Source organism: Cupriavidus sp. FW216-B1 (genome assembly GCF_058789195.1).
Genome location: NZ_JBYTEL010000002.1, coordinates 510416 through 527213 on the forward strand (window position 1 = coordinate 510416; position 16798 = coordinate 527213).

Genomic DNA, 16798 nt, shown 5'->3' on the forward strand with positions numbered 1-16798 from the left:
TCGCTGTTCATGTGATGCGGTGAGCATACGAATCCGGAGACCCGATGCAGCTCAGATTGGAAGGCATCGCCCAGCACGCAGGTTCGCAGGCGTATCTGTATCCCATGTCGCTGGCGCCCGTGCCGGGCGCCGTGACCATCCTGCTGGGCGCCACGCAGGCCGGCAAGACCTCGCTGATGCGGGTCATGGCGGGGCTGGACCGGCCCAGCGCCGGGCGCGTGGAGGTGGACGGCGCGGACGTGACCGGCGTGCCGGTGCGCGAGCGCAACGTGTCGATGGTCTACCAGCAGTTCATCAACTATCCCTCGCTGAGCGTCTTCGACAATATCGCCTCGCCGCTCAGGCTGCGCCGCGCGAAGGACATCGGCGCCCAGGTGCGGGCGCTGGCGGCGCGGCTGCACATCGACCACCTGCTCTATCGCCTGCCGGCCGAGCTGTCGGGCGGGCAGCAGCAGCGCGTGGCGCTGGCGCGCGCGCTGGCCAAGGGCGCGCCGCTGATGCTGCTCGACGAGCCGCTGGTGAACCTGGACTACAAGCTGCGCGAGGAATTGCGCGAGGAGCTCACGCAACTGTTCGCGCATGGCGACGCCACCGTGATCTACGCCACCACCGAGCCCGGCGAGGCGCTGCTGCTGGGCGGCCACACCGCCGTGCTGGACGCGGGCGAGCTGCTGCAATACGGCCCCACGCCGGACGTCTTCCACTATCCCGACTCACTGCGCGTGGCGCGCGCGTTCAGCGATCCGCCGATGAATCTGATGGCCGGCGACCTGCGCGGCGGGATCGTGACCCTGCCGGGCGGCATCGCCGTGCCGCTGCCGGCGGCCGCGGCCCACGCCGGCCCGGTGACGGTGGGCGTGCGCGCCGGCGCGCTGCGGCTGGACGCCGCGTCCGGCATGGTGCCGGTGGCGGGCACGGTGGCGCTGGCCGAGCTGTCGGGCTCGGACACCTTCGTGCACATGGACTCGCCGGTCGGCAACCTGGTGGCGCAGTTCCCGGGCGTGGTCGACCTGCAGCTTGGCGCGCCGCTCACGCTGCAGCTCGACCCGGCGCAGCTGTATCTGTTCGACGCGGCCGGCAAGCGCATCCATGCGCCGGCGCGGCCGCAGCGCGCGGCGGCTCCGCTGGCCGCGGGGCGGGGAGCCTGACATGGCGCGCATCGACCTCGACCTGTCCCATTCCTACCGCCCGGACCCGCAGTCCGACGAAGACTACGCGCTGCTGCCGCTGAAGTTCACCTTCGAGGACGGCGGCGCCTATGCGCTGCTGGGGCCGTCCGGCTGCGGCAAGACCACGCTGCTCAACTGCATCTCCGGCCTGCTGCGGCCGTCGCACGGCACCATCGCGTTCGACGGGCGCGACGTGACCGCGGCCACGCCGCAGGCGCGCAACATCGCCCAGGTGTTCCAGTTCCCGGTGATCTACGACACCATGACGGTGGGCGAGAACCTCGCCTTCCCGCTGCGCAACCGCGGCGTGGCGCCGGCCCAGGTCAGGCAGCGCGTGGGCCGCGTGGCCGAGATGCTGGACCTGTCCGCGTCGCTGGACCGGCGCGCCAGCGGGCTGGCCGCCGACGCCAAGCAGAAGATCTCGCTGGGCCGCGGGCTGGTGCGGCAGGACGTCTCGGCGATCCTGTTCGACGAGCCGCTCACGGTGATCGACCCGCACCTCAAATGGCAGCTGCGGCGCAAGCTCAAGGAGATCCACCACGAGTTCCGCCTCACGCTGATCTACGTCACGCACGACCAGACCGAGGCGCTCACCTTCGCCGAGCAGGTGCTGGTGATGTCGCGCGGCAAGGCGGTGCAGGTGGGCTCGGCGGACGCGCTGTTCGAGCGGCCCGCGCATACCTTCGTCGGCAACTTCATCGGCTCGCCCGGCATGAATTTCCTGGACGCGCAGTGGCGCGACGGCGCCATCGAGATCGCCGGGCGGCGCTACATGCCCGAGCTGGCCGCGCCGGCGGCCGTCGCGCTGGGGGCCGGCGGCGGCTTCAAGGTGGGGGTGCGCCCGGAATACCTGCGGCTGGCCGCCGGCAGCGACCCGCAGGCGCTGCCGGCGCGCGTGGAGCGCGCGCAGGACATCGGCACCTACTGGCTGGTCACGGCCACCGTGCAGGACGCCGGCGGCGCGCCCGCGCTGGTGCGCGCGCGGCTCGGCAACGAGGCCGCCGGGCTGGCGCCGGGCCAGACCGTGTGGCTGTCGGTGTTCAACCGCCATACCTGTTATTACGTCAACGAGGAGCTGGTGGCATGAGCACGCTGAAGCCCGTCAACCAGAAGGCCTGGCTGCTGGTGATCCCGGTGGTGCTGTGCGTGGCGTTCTCCGCCATCCTGCCGCTGATGACCATCGTCAACTACTCGGTGCAGGACATCATCTCGCCCGAGCGGCGCGTGTTCGTCGGCACCGAGTGGTTCCGCACCGTGCTGCGCGACGGCGAGCTGCACGACGCGCTGCTGCGCCAGCTCGGCTTTTCGCTCGCGGTGCTGGCGGTGGAGATCCCGCTGGGCATCCTGCTGGCGCTGTCGATGCCGGCGAAGGGGTGGAAGGCCTCGGCGGTGCTGGTGGTGATCGCGCTGTCGCTGCTGATCCCGTGGAACGTGGTGGGCACCATCTGGCAGATCTTCGGGCGCACCGACATCGGCCTGCTCGGCGCCGCGCTCGCCGGACTGGGCTTCGACTACAACTACACCGGCAGCGCGGTCGACGCCTGGGTCACGGTGCTGGTGATGGACGTGTGGCACTGGACGCCGCTGGTGGCGCTGCTGTGCTATGCCGGCCTGCGCGCGATTCCCGACGCCTACTACCAGGCCGCGCAGATCGACGGCGCCTCGCGCCTCGCGGTGTTCCGCTACATCCAGCTGCCCAAGCTGCGCGGCGTGCTGATGATCGCGGTGCTGCTGCGCTTCATGGACAGCTTCATGATCTACACCGAGCCGTTCGTGCTGACCGGCGGCGGGCCCGGCAACGCCACCACCTTCCTGTCGCAGTACCTGACGCAGAAGGCCGTGGGCCAGTTCGACCTGGGCCCGGCGGCGGCGTTCTCGATCGTCTATTTCCTCATCATCCTGCTCATGTGCTTCGTCCTCTACAACTGGATGCAGCGCGCGGGTACCGCCGGTAGCGCCGGCAGCGAGGACATGCCCCATGCGTGACGCTCAGCGGCGCGCGGCCTATGGCCGCGCCATCTTCCTCGTGGCCTACCTGGTGTTCGCCGTGCTGCCGATCTACTGGATGCTGAACATGTCGTTCAAGTCCAATGAGGAGATCGTCTCCACGCTGTCGCTGTGGCCGAACGACTTCACGCTGGACCACTACAAGACCATCTTCACCGATGCGTCGTGGTACTCCGGCTATGTCAACTCGATGATCTACGTGGCCATGAACACCGTGATCTCGATCACGGTGGCGCTGCCCGCGGCGTATGCGTTCTCGCGCTACCGCTTCATCGGCGACAAGCACGTGTTCTTCTGGCTGCTGACCAACCGCATGACGCCGCCGGCGGTGTTCCTGCTGCCGTTCTTCCAGCTCTACACCACCATCGGCCTGATGGACACGCACCTGGGCGTGGCGCTCGCGCACCTGGTGTTCAACGTGCCGCTGGCGGTGTGGATCCTGGAAGGCTTCATGTCCGGCGTGCCGCGCGAGATCGACGAGACCGCGTACGTGGACGGCTACTCGTTCCCGCGCTTCTTCCTGACCATCTTCCTGCCGCTGATCAAGGCGGGCGTCGGCGTGGCGGCGTTCTTCTGCTTCATGTTCAGCTGGGTGGAACTGCTGCTGGCGCGCACGCTGACCTCGGTCAACGCCAAGCCCATCGTCGCCACCATGACGCGCACGGTGTCGGCCTCGGGCATGGACTGGGGCGTGCTGGCCGCGGCGGGCGTGCTGACCATCGTGCCGGGCGGCATCGTGATCTGGTTCGTGCGGCACTACATCGCGAAGGGCTTCGCGATGGGGCGCGTTTAAGACGTCGTTTCAAGAAGATCCTGGCGTCGTTGCTCGGCCTTGTCGTACCGGTTGTACTGCCCGCGGCCGCGCGCCTGGCCAGGACCGCTTCGCTTCATTTTGAAACGACCTCCAAGGAGAGGCAATGCTGAGCTGGATGGTGTGGACCACCCCGGTGGCCGTGTTCTTCGTCTGCGTGGTGCTGATGCTGATCGGCATGACCGTGTGGGAGACGCGCGCGCCCACGCTCGAGCGCAAGGGTTTCCTGCCGATCGCCACCACGCGCGGCGACCGCCTGTTCATCGGCCTGATGTGCGCCGCGTGGATCAACCTGGCGTGGGTGGGGCTGGGCGAGAAGATGATGGCGTGGTTCTCGCTGGCCGAGGAACCCTCGATCTGGATCAGCTTCGTGGCGTCGATGCTGGTGCTGGCCCTGGTGATGCGCAAGGGCTGAGAAAGCATAAAGCGACGGCAATCTCGTCGATGGGCATGGCGGCCTGTACCTTCCCGGGCCGCAGCCCAGACAAAGAGCAGGGAGGGGGATTCTCGAGGAGACGTTCATGAAGGTGCACGTGAAACTGGGCATGACGGCCCTGGCCTGCGCGGCTGCGCTGGCCTGCGGTCACGCCGCATGGGCAGGCGAGGCCGAGGCGAAGAAGTGGGTCGACGGCGAGTTCCAGCCGTCGTCGCTGTCCAAGGACAAGCAGCTCGCCGAAATGAAGTGGTTCATCGACGCCGCGGCCAAGCTCAAGGCCAAGGGCATCACGCAGGTCAACGTGGTCTCGGAGACCATCACCACCCACGAGTACGAATCCAAGACGCTGGCCAAGGCCTTCGAGGAGATCACCGGCATCAAGGTCAACCACGACATCATCCAGGAAGGCGACGTGGTGGAGAAGCTGCAGACCTCGATGCAGTCCGGCAAGTCCATCTACGACGGCTGGATCTCCGACTCCGACCTGATCGGCACGCATTACCGCTACGGCGCCATCCTGCCGCTGACCGACTACATGGCCGGCGCCGGCAAGGAATGGACCAATCCCGGCCTGGACGTGAAGGACTTCATCGGCACCAAGTTCACCACCGCGCCCGACGGCAAGCTCTACCAGCTGCCCGACCAGCAGTTCGCCAACCTGTACTGGTTCCGCGCCGACTGGTTCGCGCGCAAGGACCTGCAGGACAAGTTCAAGGCCAAGTACGGCTACGACCTCGGCGTGCCGACCAACTGGTCGGCCTACGAGGACATCGCCAGCTTCTTCTCCAACGACGTCAAGGAGCTCGACGGCAAGAAGGTCTATGGCCACATGGACTACGGCAAGAAGGACCCGTCGCTGGGCTGGCGCTTCACCGATGCGTGGCTGTCGATGGCCGGCGCCGCCGACAAGGGCCTGCCCAACGGCATGCCGGTGGACGAATGGGGCATCCGCGTGGGCACGGACAAGTGCACGCCCGAAGGCGCCTCGGTGTCGCGCGGCGGCGCCACCAACAGCCCGGCCGCGGTCTACGCGCTCACCAAGTACATCGACTGGATGAAGAAGTACGCGCCGCCGCAGGCGATGGGCATGACCTTCTCCGAGGCCGGGCCGGTGCCGGCGCAGGGGCAGGTGGCGCAGCAGATCTTCTGGTACACGGCCTTCACCGCCGACATGACCAAGAAGGGCCTGCCGGTGGTCAACGCCGACGGCACGCCCAAGTGGCGCATGGCGCCGTCGCCCTACGGCCCGTACTGGAAGCAGGGCATGCAGAACGGCTACCAGGACGTGGGCTCGTGGACCTTCTTCAAGAACACCGATCCCAACCGGCTCGCGGCGGCGTGGCTGTACGCGCAGTTCGTGACCTCGAAGACGGTCTCGCTGAAGAAGTCGCTCACCGGCCTGACCTTCATCCGCGACAGCGACATCCACCACGAATACCTGACCAAGAACGCGGCGCAGTACGGCGGCCTGATCGAGTTCTACCGCAGCCCGGCCCGCGTGGCCTGGACGCCGACCGGCACCAACGTGCCGGATTACCCGAAGCTGGCCCAGCTCTGGTGGAAGAACGTGGCCACCGCCGTGACCGGCGAGAAGACACCGCAGTCCGCGATGGACAACCTCGCCGAGGAAATGGACCAGGTCATGGCGCGGCTGCAGCGCGCCGGCATGAGCAACTGCGCGCCCAAGCTGAACGCCAAGAGCGACCCGGCCAAGTGGCTGTCGGACGACCACGCGCCGTGGAAGAAGCTGGCCAACGAAAAGCCGAAGGGCGAGACCATCGCCTACGACAAGCTGCTGCAGGCCTGGAAGGAGGGCAGGGTGCGCTGAGCGCGTGCAGGGCGTGTCTCGCACCCGATTGCCGGGCACGTCCCGCCGCGCAGCCCATTCCCGCGTTGCCCGGGGGTTTGCTCCTCTCTCCCACTTGTGGGAGAGAGGAGACCACAGGCGGCAAGCCGGCTTCATCGGCAGCCAGAACGCAACCGTTTCTCGGTTGTTTCCTGCGATCCCGGCGCCAGCACAGCCGGCACCCCCATCGAGTGCAGTAATACCGACATCCAGACCTCCTCAATGATTTTTCGGAAAATTCCTTGACTATCTATCTACCAGTAGATAATATTCGGGTCATGGAAGCCGCTGCTCCGCCCCAGCCAGAACGCTGAAGCAGGAAAGAGGATCCAGCGCAGTACCCGGGGACTCCCCGTTTTTTTTGCCCAAGTCATCTATCTACTAGTAGATAACAGCAAGAAAAACGCCGGACTCCAGCGCACCTTACCGATTCGATTCCGCCCCAGCGCGGATCCTCAATGTGAAATGGAGAAGATCATGAACGCCAAGCTCATCGCCAAGACCGTCATCACCGCCGCCACCCTCGCCGCCGCCTTCGTGGCCGGCCAGGCACAAGCCTCGGGCCCCAAGGACAGCAGCTTCGCCGGCGACAAGTACGGCTACGTGTTCCGCACCGATGCCCGCGACGCCTACACCGACGGCGCGCGCATCAGCAACCGCGATGGCTATACCGACGGCGCCCGCACCGGCAACCGTGATGCGTACACCGATGGCGCCCGCACCGGCAAGGCCGACCCGTTCACCGACGGCGCGCTGGTCGCCGGCCTGGACCGCAGCGGCGTATCGGCGACGCCGGCGCGCATCAGCAACCGCGATGGCTACACCGATGGCGCCCGCACCGGCAAGGCTGACCCGTTCACGGACGGTGCGCTGGTAGCCGGCCTCGACCGCAGCGGTGTGTCGGCGACGCCGGCCCGCAGCGGCAACCGCGATGCCTTTACCGACGGCGCCCGCATCGGCAACCGTGATGCGTACACCGATGGCGCGCGCACCGGCAAGGCTGACCCGTTCACCGATGGCGCGCTGGTCGCCGGCCTGGACCGCAGCGGCGTGTCGGCAACCCCGGCGCGTAGCGGCAACCGCGACGCTTTCACCGACGGCGCTCGCAGCGGCAACCGCGACGCCTTCACCGACGGCGCCCGCACCGGCAAGTTCGACGTCTTCACCGAAGGCGCCAACGCCTGAGCGGCATGACGGTTCCCCGCTCCCGCGACCCGGGGCGGGGAAGGGCGCAGCGAGGGGCCGCCATCCGCGGTCTTTCGCTGCGTGATTGGCTTTGACAGTCGAGAGGGTCCGCCCAACAGCGGACAAATGCCAGATGAAAACCCTATCCGTACGCGAACAACTGCTCGAGCACACCCTGGTGCTGGTCCGGCAGCGGGGTTTCAATGGTTTCAGCTATCGCGACCTGGCCGAGCGCGTGGGCGTCAAGACGTCCAGCATCCATTACTACTTCCCGACCAAGGAAGACCTCGTGCAGGCGGCGGTGACGGAGTACAGCGCCCGCATCTGCGACCACGTGCGCCATATCGACACCGGCCTGCCGCCCGAGGACCAGGCCCGCGAATTCCTCCAGCCGTGGCTCGATTCGGCGGGCGGGGACCGCATCTGCCTGGTCGGCATGCTGTCGACCGAGGCGCTGCTGCTGCCCGAGCCGGTGCACCGCGTGCTCAAGGAGTTCTACCGCGTGAACGAGACGTGGCTCACGCGCCTGCTGGAAAGCGTGCAGGCCGCGCAGCACAAGCCCGCGGCGCTGGCGCCGCAGACGATGGCGCAGGCCGTGCTCGGCGCCTTGCAGAACGGGCTGGTGGTGGCGCGGCTGTTCGGCGCGCCGCAGCGGATCAAGGCCGCGGCCGACCTGCTGACGGTGGCGGTGTCGGGCCCCGTGGCCGAACCCGTGCCGGCCTGAAGCCCGGCCTTGCGCAGTACCGGCGCCCGCCACCCGGCGGGCGTCGGGCGTGGCGTGCCGGCGTGGCGCTCACGGACATTCCGCGAGCGCGCGCGCCAGCCAGTCGATCACCGGCCGGAAGCGCGACGCGCCGCGGAACTCGCGCGGATAGGCCAGCCAGATTTCCCTGACCACTTCGGGCACGTCGCGCACCAGTTCCAGCCGCGCGTCGTCGCGCGCCAGATGGTGCGGCAGCAGCCCGATGCCGAGCCCGCCGCAGACCGCCTCGTGCACGGCCAGCATGTTGTTGGACTGGAAGCCGGCGCGCGCGCCGGCGCGGCGCGTCCATTCCGATTCCGGCAGCGCCAGCCCTTCGTCGAGCAGGCCGCACAGCGGCGCCGCCGCCAGGGCTTCCTCCGGCCACGGTCCGCTGCCCGGCGGCCGCGTCGGCGCATAGAGGCCGTAGCCCATGCTGCCCGCGCGCTGCGCGATCACGTCGCTCTCCTGCGGGCGCGCCAGCCGCACCGCGATGTGCGCGCGCCGCCGCGCCAGGCTGGCCACGCGGTTGTCGGTCTCCAGCCTGACTTCGAGCTGCGGATGCGCGCGGTACAGCGCCGCCAGCCGCGGCGTGAGGAAATGGCTGCCGAGCGCCGCCGTGCAGGCAATGCCGACCACCCCCGAGACGCCGGCGCCGGCGTCCTCCACCGCGCGCAGCAGGCGCTCGGCCGAATGCTCCATCTGCTGCGCCGCCGCCAGCGCCGCGCGGCCGGCGGCCGAAAGCGCGAAGGCGCCGTCGGTGCGCGTGGCCACCGGCTTGCCGAGAGCGCTTTCCAGCCGCCGCACGCGGCGGATCGCGGTGGCGTGCGTCACGCCCAGCTCGCGCGCGCAGGCCGAGTAGTTGCCGGTGCGGATCAGCGTGGACAAGGTCAGCAGGTCGTCCCAATGCAGTGAACGTTTTTGCACGGCGGATGTGAGCGGATTGAGAATTGCCGGACAGCATAGCGCGCCCTATCATCGCCTGCACACCGACCATCCCGGCGGCACCGGCAAGCCGCCCGGACCCCGTCGCGACCGGACTGCCGGCGCGGCCACATCAAAAGGAGCCACCATGCCCGCACCCTTCACCCTGCTCGACCTCGCCGGCGCCAGCCGCGCCCCTTCGGCCTGGCAGGCAGCCACGCTGGTGCTGGTCGACCACCAGCGCGAATACGTGGACGGCAAGCTGCCGCTGGCCGGCATGCCCGCCGCCGTCGCGGCCTGCGCCGAACTGCTGGCGCTCGCGCGCCGCCACGGCAGCCCGGTGGTGCACGTGGTGCATCACGGCCGCGCCGGCAGCGGCGGCGCGTTCGACCCGGAAGGCCCTTATGCCGCGCTGATCGAAGGCCTCGAGGCGCGCGACGGCGAGCACACCGTGGCCAAGGGGCTGCCCAACAGCTTCGCCGGCACCACGCTGGCCGCGCTGCTCGCGCAGCTTGGCCGCAAGGAGCTGATCGTGGGCGGCTTCCAGACCCATATGTGCATCAGCGCCACGGTGCGCTCGGCGCTCGACCACGGCTATCGCAGCACCGTGGTCGCCGCGGCCTGCGCCACGCGCGACCTGCCCGATCCGCTCGGCGGCGCGCCGCTGGCGGCGGCCGAGGTCCACCGCGCGGCGCTGGCCGCGCTGCACGACCGCTTCGCCACCGTGGTGGCCGGCCCGGCGGCCTGGGACTGAAGCGCGCGGGCGGCGGAGGTGCGCCGGCGGGGCGGGCTGGTGCATACTACGGCCTCGCCGGCCCCCCTCCGGCCCCATTCCTCAGCCATTCCGACCGCCCCATGAAACGCATTCTCGTCATCAAGATCACCTCGCTGGGTGACATGGTCCACACGTTGCCGTTGGTGTCCGACCTGCGCCGCGCCTATCCCGAGGCCAAGATCGACTGGGTGGCGGACGCCTCCTGCGCGGACATCCCGCGCTGGGCGGTGGGCGTGGACCGCGTGATCGCGCCGCCGCTGCGGGGTTTCAAGAAGTCGCGCAGCTGGGCCGACCTGCGCGCCATCATCGGCGCGCTGTGGCAACTGCGCCGGGAAAAGTACGACGTGGTGGTGGACGTGCACGGCGTCTACAAGAGCGCCATCGTGGCGTGGCTGGCGCGCTCGGGCCGCCGGCTCGGCTACGCCGCCGAGTATCTCGGCGAGGCGCGCGCCGTGTTCGCCTACACCCAGATCTTCGGGCCGCACGGCGACGCCACGGCCCGCTACAAGATGCGCATGGTGGTGGCCAACGCGCTCGGCTACCCGATCGAGCCGGCCGAGCACTACGCCCTGCGCGTGCCGGCGCCGGCCACGCCGCTCAACGCCGACGGCCAGCCGCGCGCGATGCTGTTCCATGCCACCTCGGTCGAAGCCAAGAAATGGCCGGCGCAGCGCTGGATCGCGGTCGGCAGGGAGCTGACGGCGCGCGGCTACAGGATCCAGTTGCCGTGGGGCTCGCCGGCCGAGCGCGCGGAATCCGAGGCGCTGGCCGCCGAGATCCCGGGCGCGGAAGTGCTGCCGCGCATGACCATCACCGAATGCGCGCAGCGCGTCGATGCCGCCGCGCTGGTGGTCGGCACCGATACCGGCTTCGTCCATCTCGCCGACGCGCTCGGCAAGCCTTCGGTGATGTTGTTCACGGTGACGGACAGCCAGCATTTCGGCATCAATACGCCGGGCCAGTCCGTCTCCGTGGGCGCGAAAGGCGTGGTGCCGGAAGTCGCGGAAGTGCTCGACGCCATCGATCATGTCACCGCGGGCGAGCGCAGCCGTCAGGTAGGCGCCGCGCACACGGCCTGAGCGCTTGCCCGGGCCGCGCCGGCCCCGCGCTTGCGTTGTGTATCGTCCGATATATAATCGATCCGTACCGGCTGCCGGGAAACGACCATTTCTTGGGGCGAATGCAGCAGACGACGCAAACGGCAAGGAACCCTCATGGCGCGACCCCGCGAATTCGATGAACGGCAGGTGCTGGAAGCCGCGGGAGACGCTTTCTGGGCCCGGGGCTTCGAAGCCACCTCCATGCGCGACCTGGTCCGGCTCACGGGCCTGACGCAACCCAGCCTCTACAACGCCTTCGGCGACAAGCGCGGCCTCTACCGGCGCGCGCTGGACCACTACCTCACCCGCACGCTGCACGAGCGCATGCGCCGCGTCGAATCCGTGCTGCCGCCGGGCGCGGCCATCACGGCCTTCATGTCCGAGGTGATCGAGCGCTCGCTCTCGGACCAGCAGCATCGCGGCTGCATGCTGGTCAACGCCGCGGTGGAATCGACGCCCGACGACGAGGACCTGCAGGCCGCCATCGTCGCCGAGCTGGACCAGATGCGCGCGTTCTTCCGGCGCTGCATGGCGGCGGGGCAGGGCAGCGGCGAGATCCCGCCGGCGCTGCCGCCCGAAGCCGCCGCCACGCACCTGCTGGCCGTGCTGCTGGGCCTGCGCGTGCTGGCGCGGATCGAGCCGCGGCGCGTGCTGCTCGAAGGCGCGGTCAGCCCGACGCTCGGCCTGCTGGGGCTGCCGCCGCTGCCGGCCGCGGATGGCGGGCAGCGCCCGCAATAGCGGCAGGACCCGTTGCGGCAAGACCCGTTGCCGCGTCCGGCGCGAAACGCGCAGGCGTCCTAGAATGGTCGGCATTCCCGCACGCGAGCACCGTGCATGCCCCAGACCACAAGGACCCCATCCCATGAGTCAACTCTTCCAGCCGCTCTCCATCGGCAACCTGCGGCTTGAAAACCGCATCACCATCGCGCCCATGTGCCAGTACTCGGCCGAGGACGGCTCCGCCGGCGACTGGCACATGATTCACCTCGGCCAGCTCGCCATCTCCGGCGCGGGGCTGCTGATCATCGAAGCCTCCGCGGTCTCGCCGGAAGGGCGCATCACGCCGCAGGACCTCGGCCTCTACTCGGACGCCAACGAAGCCGCGCTGGGCAAGGTGCTCGCCGCCGCCCGCGCGCACGCGCCGATCGCCATCGCCATCCAGCTCGCCCACGCCGGGCGCAAGGCCTCCAGCCACGCGCCGTGGGACGGCGGCCTGCAGATCCGCCCCGACCAGCCGCGCGGCTGGAAGACGGTGGCGCCCTCCGCCGTGCCGCACGCCGAAGGCGAAGACCCGCCGCACGCGCTCGACCGCGCCGGCATGGACAAGGTCCGCGACGACTTCGTCGCCGCGGCGAAGCGCGCCGCGCGCCTGGGCCTCGACGGCATCGAGATCCACGCCGCGCACGGCTACCTGCTGCACCAGTTCCTCTCGCCGCTGGCCAACAAGCGCGACGACGAATACGGCGGCAGCCTCGAAAACCGCATGCGCTTCCCGGTCGAAGTGTTCGACGCGGTGCGCGCCGCGTTCCCGGCCGACAAGCCCGTGTGGGCGCGCATCTCCGCCACCGACTGGGTGCCGGGCGGCTGGGACATCGAAGGCACGGTGGCGCTGTCCAAGGTACTCAAGGCGCGCGGCTGCGCGGCCATCCACGTCACCACCGGCGGCGTCTCGCCGGCGCAGGCCATCAAGCTCGGGCCGGGCTACCAGGTGCCCTACGCCCAGCGGGTCAAGGCCGAAGTGGGTCTGCCCACCATCGCCGTGGGCCTGATCACCGAACCCGAGCAGGCCGAAGCCATCATCGCCAACGGCGAGGCCGACGCCGTGTCGCTGGCGCGCGCCATGCTCTACGACCCGCGCTGGCCGTGGCATGCCGCCGCCAAGCTCGGCGCGCAGGTGCACGCGCCCAAGCAGTACTGGCGCTCGCAGCCGCGCGAGTACAAGGACTTGTTCATCGATGCGAGCTTCGGGCAGCGTTGACGAGGTGGTGTTGCTGGCCGGCATGCGCGTTCAGTCCAGGCTGTTGAGGAACGACAGTATCCAGATCGTCAGGACGGGCGCGCCGGCCAGGCAGCGCAGCCACAGGTCGCGCCGCGTGGCCCACAGCGCCCACAACGCCGACAGGGCCGCGGCCAGGATGATCGCGCAGGCGGCGAAATAATGCTCGCGCGAGCGGTGGGCGTGGAGCGCGCTCACCGGGCCGAGCACGCCGCCGGCCTGGTCCGGCGGAAAAGCGCTGCCCCAAAGCTCGGCGATCATCAGGAGGCTGACAAAGCCGAGGAGCAGCGTCAGCAGCCATCTGGCCGCGAGCATCCATCGAGATGTTTTTTTCATTCCGGATCGTCGTCATGCATGCGCCTTCGGCGCGACGGTTCCAGATTTACGGCAGGTGGCGGGCGGATTCAGGCGGAAAAATCTGAACCGGGGGTGGGGGATTTCTGGAAAGACAGGCGGGCGGCGGCGCGGCAATGCCACGGGCCATTGACTTGCGCATGCGCGCGGCGCACCGGAGACGCACCAAAGAAAAAAGGACTTGGGCTGTCGCCTCAAGTCCTTCGTTCTTCACCGAATTCTGGTGGGTGGTACAGGGATTGAACCTGTGACCCCTGCCGTGTGAAGGCAGTGCTCTACCGCTGAGCTAACCACCCCTGCTGCTGCGTTGTTGCTGCCGTGCTGCAGAGAAACGAAATTATGCCGGCACCTCTGTATCTTGTAAAGCCCTTTCTTGGAAATTTCTTCAAAAAAGTGGTGCGGCACATCCACGGGGCTGCCGCTGCCCTTGCGTGGAGCGCCCCATGCCGGTCTACGCGGCCTGGGCGGCATCGGTTTCGGGCGGCGGTTCCTTCCAGACCACCTTGCCGCCGCTGGCCTTGTCGAGCTGCTTGAGCACGCCGAGGTGGGCTTCGATTTCCTCGTCGCTGGCCATCAGCACGGGCAGGGCCAGGCGGGAGAGGTCGGCGGCGGCCACCGCGCCGCTTTCCTCGCCGCCGCCTTCGAGCATGTCGATCACCAGCGAGTTCTGGCCGCGCGTCATGGCGAGGTAGACCTCGGCCAGCAGTTCCGCGTCGAGCAGTGCGCCGTGCAGCGTGCGGTGCGCGTTGCTGACGCCGAGGCGGTCGCACAGCGCGTCGAGCGAGTTGCGCTTGCCGGGGAACATCTGGCGGGCTTCGCGCAGGGTGTCGATCACGCTGCCGGCGTGTTCGCGGAACGGCGGCAGGCCGACCAGCTTGAATTCCATGTCGAGGAAGCCAAGGTCGAACGGCGCGTTGTGGATGATCAGCTCGGCGTCCTGGATGAAGTCGCGGATCTCGAGGGCGACCTCGGCGAACTTGGGCTTGTCGGCCAGGAATTCGAGCGTGATGCCGTGCACGGCGATCGCGCCTTCGTCGATGTTGCGCTCGGGGTGGACGTAGAAGTGCAGGTGGCGGCCCGTGAGGCGGCGGTTGAGCAGCTCCACGCAGCCGATTTCAATCAGGCGGTCGCCGCCGGCGGCGTTGAGGCCGGTGGTTTCGGTGTCGAGTACGATCTGTCGCATGGCGGGCATTCTAACCGGTGGGGCGCGGCGGCCGGCCGCCGCCGCGTGGGTTACTGTTGCTTGAGTGAGGCCACGCCGCGGTTGGCGAGGGCGTCGGCGCGTTCGTTGCCGGGGTGGCCGTTGTGGCCGCGCACCCAGTGCCAGGAGATGTCGTGGCCCTGGGCGAGCTTGTCCATTTCCTGCCAGAGGTCGGCGTTCTTGACCGGCTTCTTGTCGGCGGTCTTCCAGCCGCGCGCCTTCCAGCCGGGCAGCCATTCGCCGATGCCTTTCTGCACGTATTGCGAGTCGGTGTAGACCGCCACGCGGCAGGGCCGCTTGAGCGCGCGCAGCGCTTCGATGACGGCGGTCATCTCCATGCGGTTGTTGGTGGTGTTGTGCTCGCCGCCGAACAGTTCCTTTTCGTTGCTGCCGGCGACCAGCACGGCGCCCCAGCCGCCGCGGCCGGGATTGCCCTTGCAGGCGCCGTCCGAGTAGATGATGACGTCTTCGATTTCGTTGCTTGACATGGAGTTCGCTGCTGGGGCGGGCGGCCTGTGGCGGCGCCCGCCGGGTTGTTCGGTAAAGAGTCGGTGGCGTTCAGTGCTCGTCGCCGGGCGACTTGCCGTGGGTGCCGGTGGGCGTGGCCACCGGCGCGGCGACCGGCGACAGCGCGGGCTTGGTCTTCCACGCGGGGCCGACCAGGCGGATGTTGCGCACGCGCTTGACCGCCGAGATCATGTAGACGGAGCCGAAGATCGGCCACCAGCGGTCGCCGGCCTTTTCCATGAAGGCGGCGCGCTGCAGCCAGCGCTCGGTGCGATAGGGCGGACAATAGCAGCCGAAGCGGCCGCGGATGATATCGAATCCGAGCAGCTTGAGCCAGTCCTTGATGCGCACGAAGCCGATCGACTGGCTGTCGTGCGGCAGGAACGGGTCGGCGCCGAGCCGCTTGAGGCCCTGGCGCGCGCCCCACAGGCTCATCGGGTTGAAGCAGGTGACGACCACGCGGCCTTCGGGCATGAGCACGCGGGAGACCTCGCGCAGCACTTCGTGCGGGTCTTCGGAGAATTCCAGCACGTGCGGCAGGGTGACGAGATCGATGCTTTGCGTCTCGAACGGCAGTTCGTCGAAGCGGCACAGCAACTGGCGCGCGTCGGCCTGGGCGCGCGGGCCGTGGGGGCCGCTGCCGGGCGCGAGCGCGAGTGCGGAGAACGGCATGCGGTTCTCGCGCAGGGTGTCGATGTGGGGCAGGCCGAGCTGCACGGCGTGGTAGCCGAAGATGTCCGTGACGGTCCGGTCGTACTGGGTCTGCTCCCATTGCAGCATGTACTGCCCGGGTGGCGAGGCAAGCCAGTCTTCCCAACTTATAATCGGACGCTTGGACATAGGAGCACGCATGTTGAAGGTGGAGCCGATTCCCGCATTCCAGGATAACTATATCTGGGCGATCCACGACGGTCACTGCGCCGCCGTGGTGGACCCGGGCGAGGCTGCGCCGGTGGAGGCTTACCTGGCGCGCCACGGGCTGGCCCTGGGCGCTATTGTAATCACCCACCACCACGGCGATCACCAGGGCGGCGTGGCGGAGCTGCTGGCGGCACACCCGGCGGCGCCGGACGGCGCGCCGCTGCCGGTGATCGGGCCGGCCGGCGAGCGCATCGGCGGGCGTACCGTGGCCGTGCGCGAGGGCGACACGGTGGACGTGGCCCATCCCGCCATGCGGTTGCGCGTGCTGGACGTGCCGGGCCACACCGCCGGCCACGTCGCCTACGTGGCCGACCTGCCGGGCGCGGGCCGCGCGGTGTTCTGCGGCGACACGCTGTTCGCCAGCGGCTGCGGGCGCCTGTTCGAGGGCACGCCGGCGCAGATGCTGGCCTCGCTCGACAAGCTGGCCGCGCTGCCGGGAGACACGCGCGTCTACTGCGCGCACGAGTACACTCGCAGCAACGTCCGCTTTGCCCGCGCGGTGGAGCCGGACAATGCCGCGCTGGCGGCGTGGGAGGCGCGCGTGGAGGCGCTGCGCGCGGCCGGCACGCCGACCGTGCCGACCACGGTGGCGCAGGAGCGCGAGGTCAATCCGTTCCTGCGCTCGCGCGAGCCCGGCGTGCGCCGGGCGGTGGCCGCCCACGCGGGCGGTCCCGCCGGCGACGACGCGGCGGCCTTCGGCGCGCTGCGCGGCTGGAAGGACAATTTCCGCTGATTGCGCGCGGCGCCCGCCAGCCTTTGCCTGGCCTGCGCCTGCCGCATCCATTGCCCGCCGCGCCGGCCTGCCGGCCGCGGCGGCGGGGAGAATT

General features: G+C 69.3%; 18 protein-coding genes and 1 tRNA gene. 13 read left to right on the forward strand and 6 right to left on the reverse strand.

The window, feature by feature from the left end:
* Nucleotides 1–44: 44 nt before the first annotated feature.
* The 8 genes from AC3WXD_RS09370 (at nucleotide 45) to AC3WXD_RS09405 (ending at nucleotide 8178) form a co-directional block, all read left to right on the forward strand.
* Entirely contained in the window at nucleotides 45–1148 is a 1104-nt protein-coding gene (locus tag AC3WXD_RS09370; RefSeq protein WP_492323565.1) for an ABC transporter ATP-binding protein, read from the forward strand.
* Between the two features lies 1 nt (nucleotide 1149).
* Entirely contained in the window at nucleotides 1150–2256 is a 1107-nt protein-coding gene (locus AC3WXD_RS09375; protein WP_492323566.1) for an ABC transporter ATP-binding protein, read from the forward strand.
* A gap of 5 nt (nucleotides 2257–2261) precedes the next feature.
* Nucleotides 2262–3155: a carbohydrate ABC transporter permease gene (locus AC3WXD_RS09380; protein ID WP_029043452.1), complete on the forward strand. Its 894-nt coding sequence runs from the start codon at nucleotides 2262–2264 to the stop codon at nucleotides 3153–3155.
* Entirely contained in the window at nucleotides 3148–3969 is an 822-nt protein-coding gene (locus tag AC3WXD_RS09385; RefSeq protein WP_020202336.1) for a carbohydrate ABC transporter permease, read from the forward strand. Before AC3WXD_RS09380 ends, AC3WXD_RS09385 begins: the two co-directional genes overlap by 8 nt.
* Before the next feature lie 124 nt (nucleotides 3970–4093).
* Nucleotides 4094–4402: a DUF2160 domain-containing protein gene (locus AC3WXD_RS09390; protein WP_020202337.1), complete on the forward strand. Its 309-nt coding sequence runs from the start codon at nucleotides 4094–4096 to the stop codon at nucleotides 4400–4402.
* A 118-nt stretch (nucleotides 4403–4520) separates the two neighbouring features.
* A complete protein-coding gene (locus tag AC3WXD_RS09395; protein ID WP_492323593.1) occupies nucleotides 4521–6251 on the forward strand; it encodes an ABC transporter substrate-binding protein in 1731 nt (576 codons plus the stop codon).
* 495 nt (nucleotides 6252–6746) lie between these two features.
* Entirely contained in the window at nucleotides 6747–7454 is a 708-nt protein-coding gene (locus AC3WXD_RS09400) for a copper resistance protein CopQ (protein WP_492323567.1), read from the forward strand.
* A gap of 133 nt (nucleotides 7455–7587) precedes the next feature.
* Nucleotides 7588–8178 (forward strand): TetR/AcrR family transcriptional regulator, encoded by a 591-nt coding sequence (locus tag AC3WXD_RS09405; protein WP_020206654.1) that lies wholly within the window; start codon nucleotides 7588–7590, stop codon nucleotides 8176–8178.
* Between the two features lie 69 nt (nucleotides 8179–8247).
* On the opposite strand, the gene AC3WXD_RS09410 is transcribed toward AC3WXD_RS09405, so the two are convergent.
* Nucleotides 8248–9120, reverse strand: coding sequence for a LysR family transcriptional regulator (locus AC3WXD_RS09410; protein WP_492323568.1), 873 nt, complete (start codon nucleotides 9118–9120; stop codon nucleotides 8248–8250).
* Between the two features lie 145 nt (nucleotides 9121–9265).
* Here AC3WXD_RS09410 and AC3WXD_RS09415 point away from each other — a divergent pair, with 145 nt between their 5' ends.
* The 4 genes from AC3WXD_RS09415 (at nucleotide 9266) to AC3WXD_RS09430 (ending at nucleotide 12970) form a co-directional block, all read left to right on the forward strand.
* Complete coding sequence (locus tag AC3WXD_RS09415; RefSeq protein ID WP_492323569.1) at nucleotides 9266–9871, forward strand: cysteine hydrolase family protein; 606 nt, start codon at nucleotides 9266–9268, stop codon at nucleotides 9869–9871.
* A 101-nt stretch (nucleotides 9872–9972) separates the two neighbouring features.
* Nucleotides 9973–10971, forward strand: a complete 999-nt coding sequence (gene waaC / locus AC3WXD_RS09420) for a lipopolysaccharide heptosyltransferase I (protein WP_492323570.1) — start codon at nucleotides 9973–9975, stop codon at nucleotides 10969–10971.
* A 135-nt stretch (nucleotides 10972–11106) separates the two neighbouring features.
* Nucleotides 11107–11730 (forward strand): TetR/AcrR family transcriptional regulator, encoded by a 624-nt coding sequence (locus tag AC3WXD_RS09425; protein ID WP_492323571.1) that lies wholly within the window; start codon nucleotides 11107–11109, stop codon nucleotides 11728–11730.
* A 124-nt stretch (nucleotides 11731–11854) separates the two neighbouring features.
* Nucleotides 11855–12970, forward strand: a complete 1116-nt coding sequence (locus AC3WXD_RS09430) for an NADH:flavin oxidoreductase/NADH oxidase (RefSeq protein WP_020206649.1) — start codon at nucleotides 11855–11857, stop codon at nucleotides 12968–12970.
* Between the two features lie 30 nt (nucleotides 12971–13000).
* On the opposite strand, the gene AC3WXD_RS09435 is transcribed toward AC3WXD_RS09430, so the two are convergent.
* From AC3WXD_RS09435 to AC3WXD_RS09455, 5 genes are all read right to left on the reverse strand, one after another.
* On the reverse strand, nucleotides 13001–13324 hold the full coding sequence (locus AC3WXD_RS09435) for a hypothetical protein (RefSeq protein WP_155888383.1): 324 nt from the start codon (nucleotides 13322–13324) through the stop codon (nucleotides 13001–13003).
* 239 nt (nucleotides 13325–13563) lie between these two features.
* Nucleotides 13564–13638, reverse strand: a tRNA-Val gene (locus AC3WXD_RS09440).
* A gap of 155 nt (nucleotides 13639–13793) precedes the next feature.
* Nucleotides 13794–14525, reverse strand: coding sequence for a DNA polymerase III subunit epsilon (dnaQ, locus tag AC3WXD_RS09445; RefSeq protein WP_492323572.1), 732 nt, complete (start codon nucleotides 14523–14525; stop codon nucleotides 13794–13796).
* 50 nt (nucleotides 14526–14575) lie between these two features.
* Nucleotides 14576–15016 carry a ribonuclease HI gene (rnhA, locus tag AC3WXD_RS09450; RefSeq protein ID WP_029044381.1) on the reverse strand — a complete coding sequence of 147 codons (441 nt, stop codon included), beginning with the start codon at nucleotides 15014–15016 and terminating at the stop codon, nucleotides 14576–14578.
* An 85-nt stretch (nucleotides 15017–15101) separates the two neighbouring features.
* Nucleotides 15102–15890, reverse strand: a complete 789-nt coding sequence (locus tag AC3WXD_RS09455; protein ID WP_029044380.1) for a class I SAM-dependent methyltransferase — start codon at nucleotides 15888–15890, stop codon at nucleotides 15102–15104.
* A gap of 10 nt (nucleotides 15891–15900) precedes the next feature.
* Here AC3WXD_RS09455 and gloB point away from each other — a divergent pair, with 10 nt between their 5' ends.
* Nucleotides 15901–16704: a hydroxyacylglutathione hydrolase gene (gene gloB / locus AC3WXD_RS09460; protein ID WP_492323573.1), complete on the forward strand. Its 804-nt coding sequence runs from the start codon at nucleotides 15901–15903 to the stop codon at nucleotides 16702–16704.
* Nucleotides 16705–16798 lie beyond the last annotated feature (94 nt).

What these genes read in the sequence shown, in the direction of transcription:
- dnaQ (WP_492323572.1), bottom strand. Translation starts at nt 14,525, where the DNA reads ATGCGACAGATCGTACTCGACACCGAAACCACCGGCCTCAACGCCGCC.
- AC3WXD_RS09370 (WP_492323565.1), top strand. Translation starts at nt 45, where the DNA reads ATGCAGCTCAGATTGGAAGGCATCGCCCAGCACGCAGGTTCGCAGGCG.
- AC3WXD_RS09385 (WP_020202336.1), top strand. Translation starts at nt 3,148, where the DNA reads ATGCGTGACGCTCAGCGGCGCGCGGCCTATGGCCGCGCCATCTTCCTC.
- gloB (WP_492323573.1), top strand. Translation starts at nt 15,901, where the DNA reads ATGTTGAAGGTGGAGCCGATTCCCGCATTCCAGGATAACTATATCTGG.
- AC3WXD_RS09390 (WP_020202337.1), top strand. Translation starts at nt 4,094, where the DNA reads ATGCTGAGCTGGATGGTGTGGACCACCCCGGTGGCCGTGTTCTTCGTC.
- AC3WXD_RS09455 (WP_029044380.1), bottom strand. Translation starts at nt 15,890, where the DNA reads ATGTCCAAGCGTCCGATTATAAGTTGGGAAGACTGGCTTGCCTCGCCA.
- AC3WXD_RS09375 (WP_492323566.1), top strand. Translation starts at nt 1,150, where the DNA reads ATGGCGCGCATCGACCTCGACCTGTCCCATTCCTACCGCCCGGACCCG.
- AC3WXD_RS09400 (WP_492323567.1), top strand. Translation starts at nt 6,747, where the DNA reads ATGAACGCCAAGCTCATCGCCAAGACCGTCATCACCGCCGCCACCCTC.
- AC3WXD_RS09430 (WP_020206649.1), top strand. Translation starts at nt 11,855, where the DNA reads ATGAGTCAACTCTTCCAGCCGCTCTCCATCGGCAACCTGCGGCTTGAA.
- AC3WXD_RS09435 (WP_155888383.1), bottom strand. Translation starts at nt 13,324, where the DNA reads ATGAAAAAAACATCTCGATGGATGCTCGCGGCCAGATGGCTGCTGACG.
- AC3WXD_RS09405 (WP_020206654.1), top strand. Translation starts at nt 7,588, where the DNA reads ATGAAAACCCTATCCGTACGCGAACAACTGCTCGAGCACACCCTGGTG.
- AC3WXD_RS09415 (WP_492323569.1), top strand. Translation starts at nt 9,266, where the DNA reads ATGCCCGCACCCTTCACCCTGCTCGACCTCGCCGGCGCCAGCCGCGCC.
- AC3WXD_RS09425 (WP_492323571.1), top strand. Translation starts at nt 11,107, where the DNA reads ATGGCGCGACCCCGCGAATTCGATGAACGGCAGGTGCTGGAAGCCGCG.
- waaC (WP_492323570.1), top strand. Translation starts at nt 9,973, where the DNA reads ATGAAACGCATTCTCGTCATCAAGATCACCTCGCTGGGTGACATGGTC.